Source organism: Streptomyces sp. NBC_00568 (assembly GCF_026341855.1).
In the GTDB taxonomy this organism is placed as follows: domain Bacteria; phylum Actinomycetota; class Actinomycetes; order Streptomycetales; family Streptomycetaceae; genus Streptomyces.
In genome coordinates this window covers 431,021-447,869 of record NZ_JAPENW010000001.1, presented here as the reverse complement: position 1 = coordinate 447,869, position 16,849 = coordinate 431,021, and the positions used below count along the sequence as shown (strand labels likewise).

At 71.6% G+C, this 16,849-nt stretch carries 12 protein-coding genes; 7 read left to right on the top strand and 5 right to left on the bottom strand.

Annotated elements, in window-relative coordinates; all coding sequences use genetic code 11:
- Positions 1-451: 451 nt before the first annotated feature.
- Together OOK38_RS01925 and OOK38_RS01920 are read right to left on the bottom strand one after the other, a co-directional pair.
- Positions 452-1,264 (bottom strand): TetR family transcriptional regulator, encoded by an 813-nt coding sequence (locus OOK38_RS01925; RefSeq protein WP_266763821.1) that lies wholly within the window; start codon positions 1,262-1,264, stop codon positions 452-454.
- A 136-nt stretch (positions 1,265-1,400) separates the two neighbouring features.
- Positions 1,401-3,206, bottom strand: coding sequence for a 3-hydroxyacyl-CoA dehydrogenase family protein (locus OOK38_RS01920; protein ID WP_266763822.1), 1,806 nt, complete (start codon positions 3,204-3,206; stop codon positions 1,401-1,403).
- Positions 3,207-3,575: 369 nt separating this feature from the next.
- Here OOK38_RS01920 and OOK38_RS01915 point away from each other — a divergent pair, with 369 nt between their 5' ends.
- Positions 3,576-4,157, top strand: coding sequence for an adenylosuccinate lyase (locus OOK38_RS01915; protein WP_266763823.1), 582 nt, complete (start codon positions 3,576-3,578; stop codon positions 4,155-4,157).
- A 208-nt stretch (positions 4,158-4,365) separates the two neighbouring features.
- Here OOK38_RS01915 and OOK38_RS01910 read toward each other — a convergent pair whose 3' ends face one another.
- The 3 genes from OOK38_RS01910 to OOK38_RS01900 form a co-directional block, all read right to left on the bottom strand.
- The gene (locus OOK38_RS01910; RefSeq protein WP_266763824.1) at positions 4,366-4,902 is read right to left on the bottom strand and encodes a GNAT family N-acetyltransferase; all 537 of its coding nucleotides are present in this window, start codon (positions 4,900-4,902) and stop codon (positions 4,366-4,368) included.
- Positions 4,903-5,029: 127 nt separating this feature from the next.
- Positions 5,030-6,613, bottom strand: a complete 1,584-nt coding sequence (locus OOK38_RS01905) for an alpha/beta hydrolase (RefSeq protein WP_266763825.1) — start codon at positions 6,611-6,613, stop codon at positions 5,030-5,032.
- 209 nt (positions 6,614-6,822) lie between these two features.
- Positions 6,823-7,872, bottom strand: a complete 1,050-nt coding sequence (locus tag OOK38_RS01900) for an Rv2578c family radical SAM protein (RefSeq protein ID WP_266763826.1) — start codon at positions 7,870-7,872, stop codon at positions 6,823-6,825.
- 183 nt (positions 7,873-8,055) lie between these two features.
- Between OOK38_RS01900 and OOK38_RS01895 the strand changes: the two genes are divergently transcribed.
- The 6 genes from OOK38_RS01895 (at position 8,056) to OOK38_RS01870 (ending at position 16,842) form a co-directional block, all read left to right on the top strand.
- Positions 8,056-8,499 (top strand): SRPBCC family protein, encoded by a 444-nt coding sequence (locus tag OOK38_RS01895; RefSeq protein ID WP_266763827.1) that lies wholly within the window; start codon positions 8,056-8,058, stop codon positions 8,497-8,499.
- Between the two features lie 207 nt (positions 8,500-8,706).
- Entirely contained in the window at positions 8,707-11,097 is a 2,391-nt protein-coding gene (locus OOK38_RS01890; protein ID WP_266763828.1) for an MFS transporter, read from the top strand.
- A gap of 193 nt (positions 11,098-11,290) precedes the next feature.
- Positions 11,291-13,738 (top strand): SpoIIE family protein phosphatase, encoded by a 2,448-nt coding sequence (locus OOK38_RS01885; RefSeq protein WP_266763829.1) that lies wholly within the window; start codon positions 11,291-11,293, stop codon positions 13,736-13,738.
- Positions 13,739-13,910: 172 nt separating this feature from the next.
- Entirely contained in the window at positions 13,911-14,636 is a 726-nt protein-coding gene (locus tag OOK38_RS01880) for a class I SAM-dependent methyltransferase (protein ID WP_266763830.1), read from the top strand.
- A 75-nt stretch (positions 14,637-14,711) separates the two neighbouring features.
- Positions 14,712-15,545 carry a M55 family metallopeptidase gene (locus OOK38_RS01875; RefSeq protein ID WP_266763831.1) on the top strand — a complete coding sequence of 278 codons (834 nt, stop codon included), beginning with the start codon at positions 14,712-14,714 and terminating at the stop codon, positions 15,543-15,545.
- Positions 15,538-16,842, top strand: coding sequence for a M20/M25/M40 family metallo-hydrolase (locus tag OOK38_RS01870; RefSeq protein WP_266763832.1), 1,305 nt, complete (start codon positions 15,538-15,540; stop codon positions 16,840-16,842). The genes OOK38_RS01875 and OOK38_RS01870 overlap by 8 nt, the downstream gene beginning before the upstream one ends.
- Positions 16,843-16,849: the final 7 nt, after the last annotated feature.

Sequence of the window (16,849 nt, the reverse complement as noted above, 5' to 3'; positions counted from 1 at the left end):
GTGTTGCCTCCGGCGATGCGCGTCTGAGGGAGACGCTGAGGGTTACGTCGGTGCTGCTGATGAGGGGTGTGCCGTCGGTTCGGCGGAGGTGGTGCTGTGGCAGCGCTGTGGTTGGCGCAGGAGGTTGCCTGTGACGCAGGCGTCCGGGCGCGCAGGCCATGGTGCTTGCGGGGACAGCCGGCGTACGAAAGGTCTCTGCACGCCGGCCGCCCGGACACATTCAACGTATGGCACGCCGTGTCACCTGACAAGGCACGGAGTGCCAGAAGTTGCGCTCAGGTGAAATCTTTACGTAACACGTGAGCGATGATCGATCAGATCAGGGCGCAAAAACGCCGGACGCGCTCAAAACGAGCCCGTCCGGCGATTGGTCAACCCGTCCGGCCGGTGCGGACGAGCGGTGCTGTCGATGGTGGGGTGAGAGGTCCGTCCGTCGTGGGCGACGGGGTGGCTACGACCGTTCCTTGAGCGCCTGCTCGATGGTGCGCATCACCTGGTCCAGGGGCGCGTCCACACGGGCCACGGTCACCAGCACGTCCCCCTCGGTGAAGGACGAGGCCGGTGCCGGTCGTGGCGCGGTCTCCCGTCCCGCGCCGATTCCCGTGCCGAACGTCTTGCGGACGATGGCGAAGGCGTGGTCCAGCTGCGTCTCCACGTCGCCCTGGCCGCCGGCCCGCAGCCATCGCCGCAGGACGTGGTTGTGGGCCGTGACCACGGCCGACGCGGCGACCTCCGCGAGCAGCGGATCGTCATTGGCGTCGTCGTCGTGCGCGTGCTCGTCGAAGTGGCCGAGGAGGTAGCGGGTGAAGAGCCGCTCGTAGCGGGCGACCGAGGCGATCTCGGCCTCGCGCAGCGTCGGCACCTCACGCGTCAGCTTGTAGCGCGAGACGGAGATCTCCGGCTGGGCCGCGTACATCTTCATGACTTCCTTGATGCCGCGGCACACCGTGTCGAGCGGATGCTCGTGCGCGGGCGCCGCGTTGAGCACCGCCTCCGCCCGGATCAGGGTGTCGTCGTGATCGGGGAAGATCGCCTCTTCCTTGGAGCGGAAGTGGCGGAAGAACGTGCGGCGGGCCACCCCGGCCTGGGCCGCGATCTCGTCGACGGTGGTCGCCTCGTACCCCTTGGCCGCGAACAGTTCCATGGCCGCTGCCGCCAGCTCCCGGCGCATCTTGAGCCGTTGGGCCGCCGCGCGGCTTCCGGCGGCACTCTCCGGCGCGTCGGGCGTGGCTGGTGTACGTGAGGACTTGGCGGGCTGGGGCATGACCCGAACGTACTGCATGTGCGCAGGAGAGCGCGCATGTCCGGGGATCCCCCCGCCCGGGAAGGGCGGGGGGTTTCCGGCGGGGTCGAGCAGTCCGCCCCAGTCGGCGTCGGCTGCGAACCAGTCGCCCGGATGCTCAGCGGCGGGCATATTCGCGGAAGCCGCGGCCCGTCTTGCGGCCGAGGCAGCCCGCGGCCACCAGGTGCTCGAGGAGCGGCGCGGGGGCCAGGCCCGGGTCGCGGAACTCCCGGTGCAGGACCTTCTCGATGGCCAGCGAGACGTCGAGCCCGACCACGTCGAGCAGCTCGAAGGGGCCCATCGGGTAGCCGCCGCCCAGCTTCATCGCCGCGTCGATGTCGTCGAGCGTGGCGTAGTGCTCCTGCACCATCTTGATCGCGTTGTTCAGGTACGGGAACAGCAGCGCGTTCACGATGAAGCCGGCGCGGTCACCGCAGTCCACCGGGTGCTTGCGGATCTTCGCGCAGACCTCGCGCACGGTGGCGTGCACGTCGTCCGCGGTCAGCACGGTCCGCACGACCTCGACGAGCTTCATCGCCGGGGCCGGGTTGAAGAAGTGCATGCCGATCACGTCCTGCGGGCGCGAGGTGGCGCGGGCACAGGCGACGACGGGCAGCGAGGAGGTGGTGGTGGCGAGGATCGCGCCGGGCTTGCAGACCTTGTCGAAGGTGCCGAACAGCTGCTGCTTGATCTCCAGGTCCTCGGCGACCGCCTCCAGGGCCAGATCGACCTCGGCGAAGTCGTCGTAGCTGCCGGTCGGCGTGATCAGCTCCAGGGTCCGCGCCGCCGCCTCGGCCGTCATCCGGCCCTTGTCGACGGAGCGCGAGAGCGACTTGCCGATACGGGCCTTCGCGGTCTGCGCCTTCTCCTCGGTACGGGCCGCGAGGACGACCTCGTACCCGGCCTTCGCGAAGACCTCCGCGATACCGGACGCCATCGTGCCGGAGCCCGCGACACCCACCGAGCGGACGGTGCGGCCCGTTGCCAGGGCGGCGCCTTCCAGCGGCGTCAGCGCGTCCCGCACGACGGCGTCGCTGCCCGGGACCTCGTACGAGTAGAAGCCGCGGCCGGACTTGCGCCCCGTCAGGCCCGCCTCGCTGAGCTGCTTGAGGATGGGCGCGGGGGCGTGCAGCCGGTCGTGCGACTCGGAGTACATCGCCTCCAGGACCGTCCGCGCGGTGTCCACGCCGATCAGGTCGAGCAGCGCGAGCGGGCCCATGGGCAGCCCGCAGCCGAGCTTCATCGCCGCGTCGATGTCCTCGCGGGAGGCGTACTTCGCCTCGTACATCGCGGCCGCCTGGTTGAGGTAGCCGAAGAGCAGTCCGTCGGCGACGAAACCGGGGCGGTCGCCGACCGCGACGGGCTCCTTGCCGAGTTCGATCGCCAGGTCGGTGACCGCGGCGACGGCCCCCGGCGCGGTCAGCACCGAGGAGACGACCTCGACGAGCTTCATCGCGGGCGCCGGGTTGAAGAAGTGCAGGCCGAGCACGCGCTCGGGGTGGGCCGAGTCGGCGGCGAGGCGCGTCACGGACAGGGCGTTGGTCCCCGTCGCCAGGATCGCCTGGGGTCGCACGATGGTGTCGAGGGCCCGGAAGACCTGCTGCTTGATCTCGTACGACTCCGGCGTCACCTCGATCACGAGGTCGGCGGTGGCGGCGGCCGCGAGGTCGGTGAAGGTGCGGAAGCGGGCGAGGGCGTCCGTGCGCTCCTGCTCGCTGAGGTGCTCGCGGCGCACGGCGCGGGCGGTGGAGGCTTCGAGGGTGGCCACGGCCTGGGCGGCCGCGGCTTCGCTGATGTCGATGCCGATCACGTCGCGGCCGGCCCGGGCCAGGACTTCGGCGATGCCGGTGCCCATGGTGCCGAGGCCGACGACGGCGACGGTCTTGAGCGGGGACAGAGGGGTGTCGGACAGGGGAGTGGCCATCGCGGGACTCCTGGAAGAGGGTGACGACTGAGGAGCGCACGCGGGTACGCCGACGGGCGCACACAGTGCGAAGGTTGCGGGTGTTGCCGGGCTGACGAGCGCACACGCCCGGTGCCGTCCCGGAGCGCCGTCGAACGGGCGCCCATGGGCGGTGAAAGCCGACCGGCCCTGTCCCGGAGCCATGTCGTACTGCGGTACCTGAGGTACCGAACCGACTGCTCTCGCGGTGGCTGCGTCACCAGGCCACCGTGAGTTGGATGCGAGTGGGTAACTCGCTCGTCTGAGCTTAACCCGCCAGTAACGAGCGCGCCAGCCCCTGACTTTGTGATGTACGTCCCCGCACCTCACGGGCTTGCATAGGCTCGGCCCATGGACGAAGCGTTGCGATCACTCACGGAGCGTTTACGGACCGAGGCCGGAGCCTCGGCGGCCTACGAACGGCTTGCGGCGACCGAGGACCCCGACGTGCTCGCGGCGGCGCTCACCGAGCCCGGACAACCGCTCTGGGCCCGGGAGTTGGTCGCCTTCCGGCTCGGCACGGCCGGGGACCGGCGGGCCTTCGAGACGCTCGTCCTGCTCCTCAACCACCGCGATCCGCAACGCTGCGCGTCCGCCGCCCACGCCCTGGCCCGGCTCGGCGACCCGCGCACGGCCCGCGCCGCGGCGGCACTCGCCACGAACGAACTGCGGGTCGCCTACGCGCTCCAGCCCGTACGGCTCCTGGTCGAACTGCGCGCCCCGGAGGCCGTACCCGCGCTGATCACCACCCTGGAACGCAGACTCCGCCCGCACGACCCCCACCGCAAGGTCGCCCTCGCCTGCGCGGAAGGCCTGGGCATTCTGGGGGACGGCCGCGCGAGAACGGTGCTGAACGAGGCGCTGGCCCACCCTGCGCTCGCGGAGGCAGCGGTCCACGCGCTGGCCCGGCTGCCCAAGGAAGAGGTCCGGTGAGACCGGGCGCCCGAGTCGGCCCGATCCGCCGGGCGGCCCGCTCATGCGCGCCGCAGCCCGCGTCGGACGCCGTCGGCGATCTGCTCGTGGGGGGCGAGGGGGGATAGGGGGAGCGCGGCCATCCTGGGGAGGGGGCAGGCGTATCCGCCCGTACGTCCGCTCGTGTCTGTCGGCGGGTGCCGGCGCCGGTCCACGCCCCTGCGGTCCGTCAGTCGAGCCCGGCGTCGGTCAGCACGCGTGCGTAGCGCACCTCGGGCACCGCGACACCGTCCGCCTCGAAGGGCTCCTCGGCGCCGTCGGGGCCGAATCCGGACCGCTCGTAGAAACTGCGGGCCGGGGTGTTCTCCTCGAGGACCCACAGGAGCATGCGCTCGTGTCCGGTCGCCGCGGAGCGGGCCGCGGACTCCCGCAGCAGCGCACGCCCGATCCCCTGGCCGGCCAGGTCCGGATGCACGTAGATCGCGTACAACTCGACGTCCCGGGCGTCGGCTTCGCCGTCCCGGTACGGCCCGTGGCAGGCCCAGCCGACCACCTCGCCGTCCCGCTCCGCGACCAGGTTCACGATGGTGCCGTCGCCCTGTTCGAAGTTCCGGCGGCGCCGGGCCGCGTCCTCGGTCACGCTGAGCCTGTCCAGGTACGCCTGGGGTATCAGGCCCTTGTACGCGCTCTGCCAGCCGCGCACACGGATCTCGGCCACGCGCGGACAGTCGGCCAGGGTCATCTCGCGGACCCGGAGCCCGCTCACGGGCGGACCACCGTAAGGGCGGCGGGGGCGACCCCGTCGGGGGCGGACCTGCGCGTCGGCTCCATCATGGGTCCATGATGGGCCATGGGTCCGACAACGCCCCCGACGGGCCTGGCTCAGGGGCGGTTCAGCCCCGGTAGCCGAGCAGTCCGTGCAGCGCCGAACCCCGTGAGGGGCCGGTCGCCGCCTTCTTGCTCAGCGGCTTCGGATCGGGCAGTGCCTCGCACACCGCGTCGACCTCGCCATCGCCGTGCGGCACCTTGCCGTTGGTCAGATACGTCGCCAGGTACTTGTCCAGGCAGGCGTTGCCGCTCAGCGTGATGCCGTGGTTCCCTCCGCCCTGCTCGACCACCAGGCTGGAGCCGCGCAGCTCGTGATGGACGGTGACACCGCCCTCGTACGGGGTGGCGGCGTCGTTGGTCGCCTGGAAGAGGAGCGTCGGCGGCAGGTGGCGGTTGGAGATGTCCACCGGCCGGAGCGAGTCCGTGGGCCAGAACGCGCACGGAGCGTTGTACCAGGCGTTGTTCCAGGCCATGAACGGCGCCTTGTCGTACACCGCCCAGTTGTCCTCGCGCCACTGGTGCCAGTCGCGCGGCCAGGACGCGTCACGGCACTGCACGGACGTGTAGATGCTGTAGCCGTTGTCGCCCGCGGCGTCGACGGCGGCGAAGTTGTCGTACGCCTCGACGAGCGGGTCAGAGTCCTTGCTGTTCACATAGGACGCGAACGCCTGGGCGAGGTAGGGCCAGTAGCCGTTGTAGTAGCCGCCGGGGATGAAGGTGTCCTCCAGTTCGGAGGCGCCCACCTTCTTCTGCGCGGGATTCTTGGCGAGCGCCGCGCGCATCGCGTACCACTTGGCCTCGACCTTGGCCGGATCGGTGCCGAGCTTGTAGGCGGCGTCGTTCTTGGCGACCCAGGCCAGGAACGCCAGGTGACGGTCGTTGAAGGCGTAGTCCTGGCTGATGTTGTCGTCGTACCAGACGCCGGTGGGGTCGACGATGGAGTCGAGGACGAGCCGGCGGACCCGGTTCGGGAAGAACTTGGCGTAGACGGCCCCCAGGTAGGTGCCGTACGAGTAACCGAAGTAGTTGATCCTCTTGGCGCCGAGAGCGGCGCGGATCGCGTCCATGTCCCGGACCGCGCTCCCCGTGTCGAGGTACGGCAGCAGGTCCGCGTACTTCGTGCCGCACGCCTTGGCGAAGGCCTTGGCGCGGGCTAGGTTGGCCTTCTCGATGGCCCGGGTGCTCGGTACGGAGTCCGGACGGACGGGCTTGAAGTGCCCCGGCTTGCAGTCCAGCGAGGGCTTGCTCCTGCCGACGCCTCGCGGGTCGAAGCCGATGACGTCGTACTGCGCCGCCACGGCCTTGGGCAGCGTGGAGGCGACGAACCCGGCCAGCGTGAGCCCGCTGCCGCCGGGGCCGCCCGGGTTCACCAGCAGCGGTCCCTGGTACTTCTTCGCGGTGTGCGGGACGCGGGACAGGGCGATGCTGATCCGCTCGCTGTAGGGGTTCGCGTGGTCCAGCGGCACCTTCAGGGACGCGCACTGCAGCGTCGGGTAGTTGCTGGTACCGCACTTCTTCCAGCTGAGCTTCGGGGTCTGGGTGGTGCGCGGTGCGGTCGCGGAGCCGGCGCTCGCGTCGGCGGGGACCGACGTGATCATCCCGGCCAGCACGGCGGCCGCTCCGCACAGAGCAGCTGCGCGTTTCTTCACAAGGCCTCCCAGGACGGAGGATTTTGAGCCGTGCACGCCACGGCCTTCGCCGTATCGTCCCGGAGAGGGGCCCCGGAGGAACGCGTTCTGGCAAGACTCGACCCGATTGGATCGCGGGATGCGCTCGGATGCCGCTCGAAGCGCTCCCGGGAGACCTCAGGGACCGGACGGCATCGCAAAGGCGTGCGACAAGCCGCTGTGACAGCCCGTCAGAGCAGCGTCAGCTGAGTCGGCCCGGGCACCGGTGGTGCCGGGGGCGCCGCCGGCTCGGGGGCGGTCATGCGGCGCGCCATTCCCGCGCGCGTGGGACCGATGCCGTACTCCTGCGCCAGCTCGTGGACCTGACGGGTGATCCGGCGCTGGTACCACTTCGGGGCGTAGGCGCCCTCCGCGTACAGCCGCCGGTAACGCGGTACGAGGTGGGGGTGGTGGTGCTCCAGCCAGGCCATGAACCACTCGCGGGCGCCGGGCCGCAGATGCAGGACCAGCGGGGTCACCGAGGTGGCTCCGGAGGCCGCGACGGCCCGTACGGTGGCGCGCAGTTGGGCGGGGTGGTCGCCCAGGAAGGGGATCACGGGGGCCATCAGGACGCCGCAGCCGATCCCGTGGTCCGTCAGCGTCCGCACGACGTCCAGGCGGCGCTCGGGGGCCGGTGTGCCCGGCTCCACGGTGCGCCACAGCTCGGTGTCGGTGAAGCCCACGGAGACCGAGATCCCGACGTCGGTGACCTCGGACGCCTGCTTCAGGAGGTCGAGGTCGCGCAGGATGAGCGTGCCCTTCGTCAGGATCGAGAAGGGGTTCGCGTGGTCGCGCAGGGCCGCGATGATGCCCGGCATGAGCCCGTACCGGCCCTCGGCGCGCTGGTAGCAGTCGACGTTGGTGCCCATCGCGATGTGCTCCCCGTGCCAGCGGCGCGAGGCGAGCTGGCGGCGCAGCAGCTCCGGCGCGTTGACCTTCACCACGATCTGCGAGTCGAAGTCGAGTCCGGTGTCGAGGTCCAGATAGCTGTGCGTCTTGCGGGCGAAACAGTAGACGCACGCGTGTGTGCAGCCCCGGTAGGGGTTGACCGTCCACTCGAACGGCATGCGGGAGGCCCCCGGCACCCGGTTCACGATCGACCGCGCCCTGATCTCGTGGAACGTGATCCCGCGGAACTCCGGAGTGTCGAAGGTCCGTGTCGTCACCGCGTCCGCTCCGAACAGCGCGGCGTCCCGGGCGGGGTCCCCGGCGGGGACCGCTGTCAGGTTCTCCCAGCGCATGGCGCCTCCTAGGTAGCACTGGACAGAGAATAGAACACATGTTCCCTTGATCGTGCGACCTGGTTTCCCGTGGCGCCCCGCCGGTGCCGCCCGCACCGCCGGGCACCCCGATTTGGGCGGCCGGGGCGCCGGGTGGTTGGCTGACCGCACACCCCCGAGGAACCAAGTGCTGGAGGAAGTGCCATGGCGCAGGTCGAGGCCACGACGGAGCGGGTCATCGCGGCGGACGCGGAGGCGGTGTTCGACGCCCTGGCCGACTACAACGGCACGCGTGCGAAGGTGCTGCCCGAGCACTTCAGCGAGTACGAGGTGCGCGAGGGCGGCGACGGCGAGGGCACCCTCGTCCACTGGAAGCTCCAGGCCACCAGCAAGCGCGTCCGCGACTGCCTGCTCGAGGTGAGCGAGCCCACCGACGGCGAGCTCGTCGAGAAGGACCGCAACTCCTCCATGGTCACCACGTGGCGCGTGACCCCGGCCGGCGAGGGGAAGTCCCGCGTCGTCGTCACCAGCGTCTGGAACGGCGCGGGCGGCATCGGCGGCTTCTTCGAGCGGACCTTCGCGCCCAAGGGCCTCGGCCGCATCTACGACGCGCTGCTCGCCAACCTCGCCAAGGAGACCGAGAAGTAGCCCCGCAAGCCGGGAAGTGACCCTCGCCGACCGGGCGGCGGGCCCGGAAGCCGTTCGCCAAGAGGCCGTCCCTGAAGGCGTGTTGCGCTCTCACCGTTTCGAGTGGATCTCCCTGTCGCGGGACAGGACGCCGTAACTCGTCGTGCTTGCTCGCAGTTGTCGCGATTAGCGGGAATTGTGCGGTGGGCGCGACGAGGGGAGCGGTACGTGGGCGGGATCACTCTGGTGCAGGACGAACCGGCCGTCGTACCCCCGCCCGCGGCCGCCCCGGTGGCCGTGGAACCCGCCGGACTGGCCCCGCGCCAGGTGCGGTTGGTGTTCTTCGGTCTCATGACGGCCCTGCTTCTCGCCGCACTCGAGCAGATGATCGTGGCCACCGCGCTCCCGAAGATCGTCGGAGAGCTGCACGGCCTCGACAAGATGTCCTGGGCGATCACCGCCTATCTGCTCACCTCCACCGTCGGACTCCCGGTCTACGGCAAGTTCGGCGACCTCTTCGGACGCAAGGGCGTCTTCCAGTTCGCCATCGTCGTCTTCGTCGTCGGGTCCGCGCTGGCCGGACGGGCGCGGACCATGGACCAGCTGATCGCCTTCCGCGCCGTCCAGGGCGTCGGGGCGGGCGGCCTCATGATCGGTGTCCAGGCGATCATCGCGGACATCGTGCCGCCGCGGCAGCGCGGCCGGTTCATGGGGCTGATCGGTGCCGCGTTCGGTCTCGCCTCTGTGGCGGGACCCTTGCTGGGCGGCTACTTCACGGACCACCTGTCCTGGCGGTGGTGCTTCTACATCAACGTGCCCTTCGGCCTGCTCACGCTGGCCGTCGTCACCGTCGTGCTGAAGCTGCCGAAGCCCGCCGTCAGAGGGCGGGTCGACGTCCTCGGAGTGCTGCTCCTCGCCACCGCGTCGACCTGCCTGATCCTGCTGACCAGTTGGGGAGGCACCGAGTACGCCTGGGGCTCGCGGGTCGTCCTGGGACTCGCGGCGGGTGCCGTCGCCGCGACGGCGCTCTTCGTCGTCGCCGAGCGCTTCGCGGCCGAACCGCTCATCCCTCTAAGGCTGTTCAGGGACGGCGTCTTCAACGTCACCGCGCTGGTCGGCCTGGTCGTCGGAGTCGCGCTCTTCGGAGCCGCCGGCTACCTCCCGACCTTCCTGCAGATGGTCGACGGCGCCGGCGCCACGGAGTCCGGGCTCCTGATGCTTCCCATGATGGGCGGCATCGTCGCCGCCTCCATCGTCTCCGGGCAGCTCATCAGCCGTACCGGCCGCTACAAGCCGTACCCGGTCATCGGCAGCGCCCTCTCGGTCGTGGGCATGTGGCTGCTGTCCCATCTCGACGCCGGCACCCCCCGGCTGCACTACAGCGTCTGGATGGCGGTCCTCGGCGTGGGCATCGGCATGGTGATGCCGGTCCTGGTGCTCGCCGTGCAGAACTCCGTGCGCCCGGCCGACCTCGGCACCGCGACCAGCGCCAACACCTACTTCCGGCAGATCGGCGGCAGCGTCGGGGCCGCCGTCTTCGGCACGCTCTTCGCCGACCGGCTGGCCGACGCGCTCGCCGACGGCGTCCCCGCGCGCGCGGGCGCCGCGACCCCGGACTCCGAGTCCATCACCCCGCAGCTCGTCCACGCGATGCCCGCCGCCCTGCGCGACCGGTACATCGGCGCCTACGCGGACGCCATGCCGCGGATCTTCCTCTACCTCGTACCGGTCCTCGTCCTCGGCCTGTTCATCGCCTTCTTCCTCAAGGAGAAACCGCTGGTGTCCCAGAACTCTCCCACCGCCGACCCGGAGGCCGCGCGGCTGAACGACCGGATCCCGCCCGCCCGTTCGGGGTACGCCGCCGGAATCCCCGTCTGCGGCACGGTGCAGCACCCCGACGGCACCGCCGTGGCGCGCGCCGCGCTCACCCTCATCGACGTCGGGGGACAGCAGATCGGGCGGGGCGCCAGCGCCGAGGACGGCCGGTACGCGCTGTCGACGCCCGGCGCGGGCTCGTACGTGCTGATCGCCGCGGCCGGCGGGCACCAGCCGCAGGCCGTCTCGGTGACCGTCGGCGAACGGCCGGTGGACCTCGACGTCGTGCTGGGCGGCGCGGGGCGCCTCACCGGCAGCGTGCTGACCGCCGACGGCACCCCGGTGCGGGAGGCCGCCGTCACCCTCACCAATGTGCACGGCGAAGTGGTGGCCACCACCCGCAGCGGTCGCGACGGCGGCTACGTCATCACGGAACTGGTGGCCGGGGACTACACCCTCGCCGCCGGTGCGCCCGCCTTCCGTCCGGCCGCGCTCCCGGTGACCGTCCAGGCGGCCCGGGAGACCCGCCAGGACGTCGAACTCGCCGGTGGCGCCGTGCTGCGCGGCACCGTCCGGGCGGTCGGCGGACGGCCCGTCGAGGACGCGCGCGTGACGCTCCTGGACGCCGCCGGCAATGTCGTGGACACCCTCACCACCGGCCCTGACGGAACGTTCCGGTTCGTCGATCTGGCGTCCGGCGAGTACACCGTCATCGCGGCGGGCTATCCGCCGGTGGCCACCGTGCTCCAGGTCACGGGCGGCGGCCGGACGGAACGGGACCTGGAACTGGGGCACGAGGACTGAGACCAGGTCAGGCACGGCCCGGCGCGCGGACCGGGCGACCCGGAGCCACCGGGCGTCGAGGGGCGCGCCGCGCGCCGGAGCCGCCCCCGCGGAGGTCAATTCCCCTATTGCCACACATCGCGACAGGCCGCCGCCGTACGGTAGTGGAGGCGGCACAGATCTTGCGGAGCCGTGGGGAGAGAGGGCCTGGGCCATGGACCGTGGCACCGAAGTCGGCGCAGCTCCCGGCCGCGGAGCTGGGGACGGCGCGGCGGAGCACGCCGCCGCCGGTCGCATCCCGCTGGCTGTCGTGGTCGTGGACCGCGACCAGCTCGTCTCGCACTGGAGCAGCGGCGCGCGGCGCCTGTTCGGCGCCCCCAAGGAGGAAGCGCTGGGACACCCCGTCGCCGACCTGCTCCCCGTCTCCGGCGCGCTTCCCGATGACGCGGCCCCCTTCGGGAGCTACGCGGCCTACGACGGCCTCGGACCCGGCCTGGAATCGTCCCTGGACGGGAGGCTCTCCTACCCGGCCGCCGGACGCGCCCGGCTCACCGCGGCGGGTCCCGACCGGATCGACGTCCTGTGGTGGGCCTACCCGCTGGTGGGTCCCGGCCGGGAGCGGCTGCTCGTGCTCGCCGCCGACGCCGCCGCCCTGCGCCGCGAGGACGACGACGTCTCCTTCGAGCGCATCGCGCCCGGCTTCGCGCTGCACACCGACTTCCCCGGCGCCGAGGAGCTGGCCCGCCGGCTCCCCGAGATCCTGCCCAGCATGAGCGTCGGCGAGAGCGCCCGCATCGTCTCGCAGGTTCTGGAACTGGGCTATCCCGTCCTGGAGTTCAGCCAGAACGACCGGGTGCCCGTCACCCCGGACTGGGGCGTGCCCCGGCGTGCCGAACGCAAGGCGCGCCGTGAGCGGGCGGCCCGGGCGGCTGCCTCCGGCGTGCCCATGGCGCAGGGCGTCTCGGACGAGGTCGAGGACCTCGAGTACGTCGCGGTGCGCGAGCGCCTGGAGTTCCTGAACGAGGTCAGCGGGCGCATCGGAACCTCCCTCGACCTGTCGCAGACCATCCTGGAGGTCAGCCGGGCCGTCGTGCCGCGCTTCACCGACGTGGCGGGGACCTACCTGCGTGAGCAGGTCGTCGCCGGCGAGGGCTTCCCCGACGGCGTGCCCGACACCACCACCATGTGGCACCGGGTCGCCCTGGAGCACACGGACGAGCCGGGCCGCTGGGACGACGTCGTGCCGGTCGGCGAGGCCATGCCGTTCCCGGCGCACACGCCGTTCTTCCAGTGCATGACCACCGGTGAGCCCGTCCTCGTGCCGCGTATCAGCGAGCAGATGGGGCACATGATCGCCGCGCAGTTCGAGAAGCGCGACATCAGGCCGCTCATCACCAACCGCTCGATGCTGGTCGTGCCGCTGAAGGCCCGCAATGTGGTGCTCGGGTTCATGATCCTGCTGCGTCACCCGGAGCGCGCCGAGTTCAACGACATGGACCGCGTCACCGGCGCCGAACTGGCCGCCCGAGCCGGTCTGGTGCTGGACAACGCGCGCATGTACACCTACCAGGAGAGCGTCGCGGAGACCCTCCAGGACAGCATGCTGCCGACCATCGCGCCCCGCATGGCCGGCTGCGACATCGCCACCCGCTATCTGCCGGGTACGCTCCTCGGACGGGTCGGCGGCGACTGGTTCGACTCGGTGAAGCTGCCCGGCTCGCGCACCGCCCTGGTCGTCGGCGACGTCATGGGGCACGGCCTCAACTCCGCCGCGATGATGGGCCAGTTGCGCACCGCCGTGCAGACGATGGCCGCGCTCGACCTGCCGCCCGCCCAGCTGTTACGCAACCTCGACGACCTGGCCCAGCGCCTCGGCGACAACTATCTCGCGACCTGTCTGTACGCCGTCTACGACCCGATCGCCGGCGAGCTGCACATCGCCAACGCGGGCCACATCCCGCCGGTCCTGGTCCGCGCCGAGGACGGCCGCAGCGAACTGCTCGAACTGCCGACCGGCGCGCCCATCGGCGTCGGCGGGGTTCCCTTCGAGGCGGTCCGCGTGCCGGTGGCGTCCGGCGACCGGCTCGTGATGTGCACCGACGGGCTCGTCGAGGTGCGCGGCGAGGACATCGGTGTCGGCCTCGCCACCCTCTGCGAATCCGCCGCCCACCCGGCCGCCTCCATGGACCAGGCCTGCGACACCATCATCCGCGCGCTCAACACGCGCGGCGGGCGCAAGGACGATGTCGCGCTGCTGATGGCCCGGCTCAACGGAATCGAACCCGAGGACGTCGCCGTATGGCGCCTCGCGCTCGACCCGATCGAGGCCGGCCGGGCGCGTGCCGTGGTCCGCGAACAGCTGCGTGCGTGGGACCTGACCGGGCTCGCCGACAACGCCGAACTGATGGTCGGCGAGCTCGTCACCAACGCCGTACGGCACGCGCACAGCCGCGGGATCGAGCTGCGGCTCGTTCGCGGCGACACCCTGCTGTGCGAGGTGGACGACGACGACCAGACCCTCCCGATACTGCTGAGCGTGGGTCCCGGCGACGAGTTCGGACGCGGCCTGCGACTCGTCAGCGCGCTGTCCCGTGAGTGGGGCGCCAGCCGGACCGGTGCGGGCAAGACCGTGTGGTTCGAACTGACACTCCCGCGAGGCTGATCCGTTCGCGTGCCGCCCGCACGGCAATAGGCGGGCTCGGCGTGCGAGGGCGTACGGGCTTCGAATGAGCCGTGAAGGAACGCGCCGCCCGCTTGTCGCCGCGCGCCGGGCGCGATAGACCGATCAGGCCCGCCAGGTCCCGGCGGGCGCGGTCGCGACCCCGGGAGCGGGCATGAGCGTGAGCAGTCGGTACAGGGGAGCCTGGGAGGGCTTCTGGTGCGAGGCCCCCGCAGAGCAGGGGGAGGTCTTCTGGGACGCCGAGCCCGCGCTCACGGCCGGGGTCCATCTCGGCCTCTTCGAACCGCACTTGGCGGCCCGCGACCTGCCCCTCGTGGACCTCGGCTGCGGCAACGGCACCCAGACCCGCTTCCTCGCCGACCGATTCCCGCACGTCGTCGGCACCGACCTCGCGCCGGCGGCGCTGGACCTCGCCCAGAGCGCCGACCCGGCGGGCCGGGCCCGGTACCGGCTGCTCGACGCGGCGGACAAGACCGAGGCCGAGGCACTGCACGCCGAGCTGGGCGACGCCAACGTCTATATGCGGGGTGTGCTCCACCAGGCCGAGCCGGACGACCGGCAGCCGCTGGCGGACGGTCTGGCCACTCTGGCGGGGGAGCGCGGCCGGGTCTTCCTGGTCGAGCTCGCCGAGGCCGCAGGCGCACTCCTGCGGGGGCTGGCCCAGGGCCCGGACGGTCCTCCGGCCAAGCTGGCCCCGGTGTTCCGGCACGGCATCGCCCCGGGCGAGGTCGCGGACGCGGCGGTTCCCGAGTACCTGCGCGCGGCGGGCCTCACGGTCCTCGCGAGCGGCGATCTCCCGCTCGTCACGACCGAGCACCTGCCCGACGGCACGCGTATCGAACTTCCGTCGAAATGGCTGGTGGCGGGCCGCTCCGGGTGACACCAGCGGTCTGGACCGGTGAGAGTTGTCCACAGGCTCTGCCGGGCCCGGGCCGAAGCGCGTACGGTTTCGGGCATGAAGATCCTCATCAGCGCCGACATGGAAGGCGCCACGGGTGTGACCTGGCCGGCCGACGTGCTGCCGGGGACTCCGCAGTGGGAGCGGTGCCGCGCGATGTTCACCTCGGACGTGAACGCCGCGGTGCTCGGCTTCTTCGACGGCGGCGCCGACGAGGTGCTCATCAACGAAGCCCACTGGACCATGCGGAACCTGTTGCTGGAGAGGCTCGACGAGAGAGCGGAGATGCTCACCGGGCGGCACAAGTCGCTCTCCATGGTCGAGGGCGTGCAGCACGACGACGTGGACGGCATCGCGTTCGTCGGCTACCACGCGGGTGCGGGCATGGAGGGCGTCCTCGCGCACACCTACCTCGCGAACTCCATCACCGGCGTGTGGATCAACGACGTGCGGGCCAGCGAGGGCCTGCTCAACGCCCGCGTCGTCGCCGAGTACGGCGTGCCGGTCGTGCTGGTCACCGGTGACGACGTGGCGTGCGAGGACGCCCTCGGATACGCGCCCGAGGCGCTGAAGGTCGCCGTGAAGGACCATGTCTCGCGGTACGCGGCCGTGTGCCGCACACCGGCCAGGACCGCCGCGGACATCCGGGCCGCGGCCAAGGAGGCGGCGGCGCTCGCGGTGCGGCACGAGCCGGTCGTCGCCGGCCCGTTCACCATCGCTCTGGAGTTCGACGCCGAGCACCTGGCGATGGCCGCCACCGTCGTGCCGGGTGCCGGCCGCGTCGGTGAGCGGAAGATCGCGTACACCAGCGACACCATGTACGAGGGGATTCGGACCTTCAAGGCGGTCACCACGATCGTCTCGGCCGCGGTGGAGGAGCAGTATGGCTGACGCACGGGCACTCGACGAGGTCGTTCGGTTCACCTCCGACCTCATCCGGATCGACACCACCAACCGGGGCGGCGGAGACTGCCGGGAGCGCCCGGCCGCCGAGTACGCCGCCGCGCGGCTGGCCGAGGCGGGCCTCGAACCGACACTCCTGGAGCGCACCGAGGGACGGACGAACGTCGTCGCCCGCCTGGAGGGCACCGACCCGTCCGCCGACGCGCTGCTCGTCCACGGTCACCTGGACGTGGTGCCCGCGCAGGCCGAGGACTGGAGCGTCCACCCGTTCTCCGGGGAGATCCGCGACGGCGTCGTCTGGGGACGGGGCGCGGTCGACATGAAGAACATGGACGCGATGATCCTCGCCGTCGTCCGAGCCTGGGCGCGCGAGGGGGTGCGGCCCCGGCGTGACCTGGTGATCGCCTTCACCGCCGACGAGGAGGCGAGCGCCGAGGACGGCTCGGGCTTCCTCGCCGACGAGCACCCCGGACTCTTCGAGGGCTGCACCGAGGGCATCAGCGAGTCGGGGGCGTTCACCTTCCACGACGGCAGCGGCCGGCAGCTGTATCCGATCGCCGCGGGAGAGCGCGGCACCGGCTGGCTCAAGCTCACCGCCCGGGGCCGGGCGGGCCACGGCTCCAAGGTGAACCGGAGCAACGCGGTGACCCGCCTCGCCGCCGCGGTCACCCGGATCGGCGCCCACGAGTGGCCACTGCGCATCACCCCGACCGTGCGGGCCGCCCTGACCGAACTCGCCGCCCTGTACGGCGTGGACGGCGGCCTGGACGACGTGGACGCCCTCCTGCGCAAGCTCGGCCCGGCCGCCGCGCTCGTCGAACCGACGGTCCGCAACAGCGCCAACCCGACCATGCTGAGCGCCGGTTACAAGGTCAACGTGATTCCGGGAGAGGCCGTCGCGTACGTGGACGGCCGCTATCTGCCCGGCGGCGAGGACGAGTTCCGCACGACGATGGACCGGCTCACCGGGCCCGACGTGGAGTGGGAGTTCCACCACCGCGAGGTGGCCCTCCAGGCACCCCTGGACTCGCCGACGTACGCGCGGATGCGGGCGGCCGTGGAGGAGTTCGCACCCGAGGGCCATGTGGTCCCGTACTGCATGTCGGGCGGCACGGACGCCAAGCAGTTCTCCCGGCTCGGCATCACCGGATACGGCTTCGCACCGCTGAAGCTCCCGGAGGGCTTCGACTACCAGGCACTGTTCCACGGAGTCGACGAGCGCGTACCGGTCGAGGCACTCCACTTCGGCGTCCGCGTTCTCGACCGCTTTCTGCGCACGGCCTAGGGGGGAC